The 2,930-nt window shown below is 69.5% G+C and carries 2 protein-coding genes; both read left to right on the top strand.

Annotation, left to right across the window (positions count from 1 at the left end):
- On the top strand, positions 1 to 1,726 hold a 1,726-nt coding region (locus QHF85_RS49590), incomplete at its 5' end, for a hypothetical protein (protein WP_281334560.1).
- Positions 1,727 to 1,745: 19 nt separating this feature from the next.
- Entirely contained in the window at positions 1,746 to 2,807 is a 1,062-nt protein-coding gene (locus QHF85_RS49585; RefSeq protein ID WP_281334559.1) for a hypothetical protein, read from the top strand.
- Positions 2,808 to 2,930 lie beyond the last annotated feature (123 nt).

Below are 2,930 nucleotides of genomic sequence, written 5' to 3'. Positions count from 1 at the left end.
GGCGCCTCCCGCCGGGGCGGCCCCCCAGCCCACGGAGACGAACCCCGGGACCCCGCCCCCGCCGCCGCCCGCGCCGACGACCGAAGCGCCGCCCCCGCCGCCGCCGCCCGCCGCCGCCCCCACCCCGGCGGCGAATCCGGTGACGCCCACCCTGCCCTTGCTGGCCGAGCCGCCGCCGATCCGCACGGTCGACAGCAGCCCGCCGTCCGTGCGTATCGGCGATTTCATGGATACGCGCCTGACGTGGGTCATGGGCGACGACGACGTGCTGCACCAGACGGGGCAGGCGCTGCCGCTCTCGCCCGATACCGCGATCGGTGATCGAAAGGCGTACCGCCTCTTCTTCGACAACCTGAACTCGCGCTTCGCCGGTCGCGAGAACCTGACACACCTCGCGCTCTACAAGAAGCTTCCGGGGTTCATCAAGGGCCTCGACACCGAGGCGTCGATGGTGCTGCGCTTCGACCTCGCCTCGCTCGCGCGCGCAACGAACAACCTGAACCAGTCGCTCTACGACGCCGGCTCGTACATCCGCGCCTTCTATCACACGGACGGCGATCCCAACGGCAAGCGTGGCCTGTCGGTGACGTTGTGGCCGCTCGACACCGATCGCTTCCGCCTCGGCTACCTGTACGACATCTCCTGGGGCGGCACGAACCCGTTCATCAATCAATCGATCTTCCCGCGCGTGCAGGGCGGCGCGCCCGGCGGAAAAATCGAATACAACGGCGGCAAGTGGAGCGTGTTCTTCGGCCTGAAGACCGCGACGATCGTGCAGGTCGAGCAGACGCTGACGCCGGGCACGAGCGAGGTCGAGGAGATCCGCATCGGCCAGACGAACTACGGCGTGCTCGGCGGCGGCAGCGTCGACGTGAACGATTACCTCCACCTCGACCTCGGCGGCGGTTACTTCCAGCAGGGCAAGTTCGATCTGCCCGACGTCGCGGGCCAGAGCATCTACACGGCCGGCGCCTCGATGCGCGTCCTCGTGCACGACAAGAGCACGCCCGTGCCGCAGTCGATCGATTTCGCGCTGTATCGGAACGATCCGAACAAGCCGATGATCATCTTCAAGCCGGAGACGTACAGCCCCGGCAAGACGTCGTGGTCGCTCGCGCTCGAAGGGACGAACCTCTGGCAGCGCCTCAAGGACTTCGACGTGGCCGGCGGGGTCGCGATCCAGCAGGCGCGCGCCGCGGCCTTGCAGGCGAACGTGAAATCGGGCTTCTTGCGCGCCAGCGTCACGGGCATCTATCGCGACCTGCCGTACGTCCTGCGCAACCAGCCGAGCTTCATTCCCTTCCAGACGCTCCCGCGCGACGCGCAGACCTCGAACGAGTTCTTCCTGGCGCTCGCCTCCGATTATTACCTCCCAGCACCGCGGCTCACGGTCGGCTTCGGCGCGGGCCTCCAGTTCCCGGCGACGTTCTCCACCTCCACGGTGGACAGCTCGAACGCGCCGATCGATCGCACCGTCGTCATCCGCGAGCAGGGCAACATCGCCATTCTGCCCATCAACCAGGGCGCGGTGCCCATCTTCCAGGCGCGCGCGAGCCTGAAATGGGACCTGTCGTCGATCATGTCGGCGCTCGTCTGGCTCCAGTACGTGCGCGACAACAACGGCACGTTCGTCGAGCGCGACCCGAGCGAAGGCACGCTCGCGCTCCGCACCTTCATCAGCCCGAACTTCCTCGGCTTCGGCGCCAGCGTCTCGGCGCGCTTCTAAGGCCGACGAGGGCCACGCCGTGTCGCCCCGGCTGTCCCTCCACCTCGACCGCCGCGACGCCGTCCACAGGCCCGGTGAGCTCATCACCGGGCGCGTGGAAATCGTGTGTCCGGACAGCCGCCGCGGAGGCGAGCTCGTGGCCTCCCTCGATTGGGACGTGGAGAGCCGCGGCGAGCCCTACGCCGTGCGCGGCGCGCCCATCGTGCTCGCCGCGGGCCTCGCACTCACAGCCGGCGAGCCGACGTTCGTCCCGTTCGAGATCCCGGCGCCGTCCGGGCCGCTGACCTACCACGGGCACATCCTCACGGTGAGCTGGACCTTGCGCGTGGAGGCGAAGCTCGGCTGGGCGTCGCGCGAGCGCGCCGAGGCGCGGATCCTGCTCCTACCATGGACCGAGGAGGCACGCGCGCTCACGGCGAAGAGTTATCGAACGGCGCCCGCGCGGACGGCCCTCGTGTACGACCCAGGCCCCTTGCCGGAAGTCGCGCTCGACAAACGCGACGAGCCGAAGACCATCGAGCATCCCGTCGTGGGGCTCTCGCTCGCGGCGGCGAGCGCGGCGCTGCTCGTCCTGCGCGCGGGGGCATTCGCGCGGATCCTCGCGCTGCTCCTGCTCGTCGGCGGGCTCTCGGCACTGTTCGCGCACCTCAGGCGCCGCACGTTGCGCGAGCGGCTCGGCCCGCCCGAGCTCGCCGTGCACCCGGAGATCGCACGGGCGGGCGAGGTGATCACGGTGTCGGTCTCCTTCAAGCCGAGCCGGCCGGAGGTGCTGAAGGAGCTCATCGTCTCCCTCGCGGCGCAGGAGGTCGTGGTGCGCCCATCGAGCGAGCCGGACGAGCCACGCCATTATCGTCATTCACTGCACGGCGAGCGGCGCGCAGTCGATCGGGCGCGGCTGCGTCTGCCGCCAGGCCGAGTGACCGTGGTGCAGGAGATGTTCCGGATCCCGCTGCGAGGGCCGCCCTCGTTTGGCGCGCCGAACAACGAGCTGCGCTGGGAGGTCTCGGCGACCGTGCGCACAGCCGACCTCATGTCGTGGAAGCAGACCCAGCGGATCCTCGTTCATCCGCCTTCGCCTTGAGCCTGAGGCGCTTCGCTGGGGCTTTGCCCCAGGCCCCAGCAGGGGCTGTCCGCCCCTGCACCCGGACCAGCGCAAGCGCTGGACTCGGGGTCGATGAACTGCGCTCCGCGCAGTTCATCGAAC

This window comes from Polyangium sp. 6x1 (assembly GCF_029946515.1).
GTDB lineage: Bacteria > Myxococcota_A > Polyangia > Polyangiales > Polyangiaceae > Polyangium.
The sequence above is the reverse complement of the archived record's forward strand: the minus strand, read 5'-3'. Positions and strand labels throughout refer to the sequence as shown.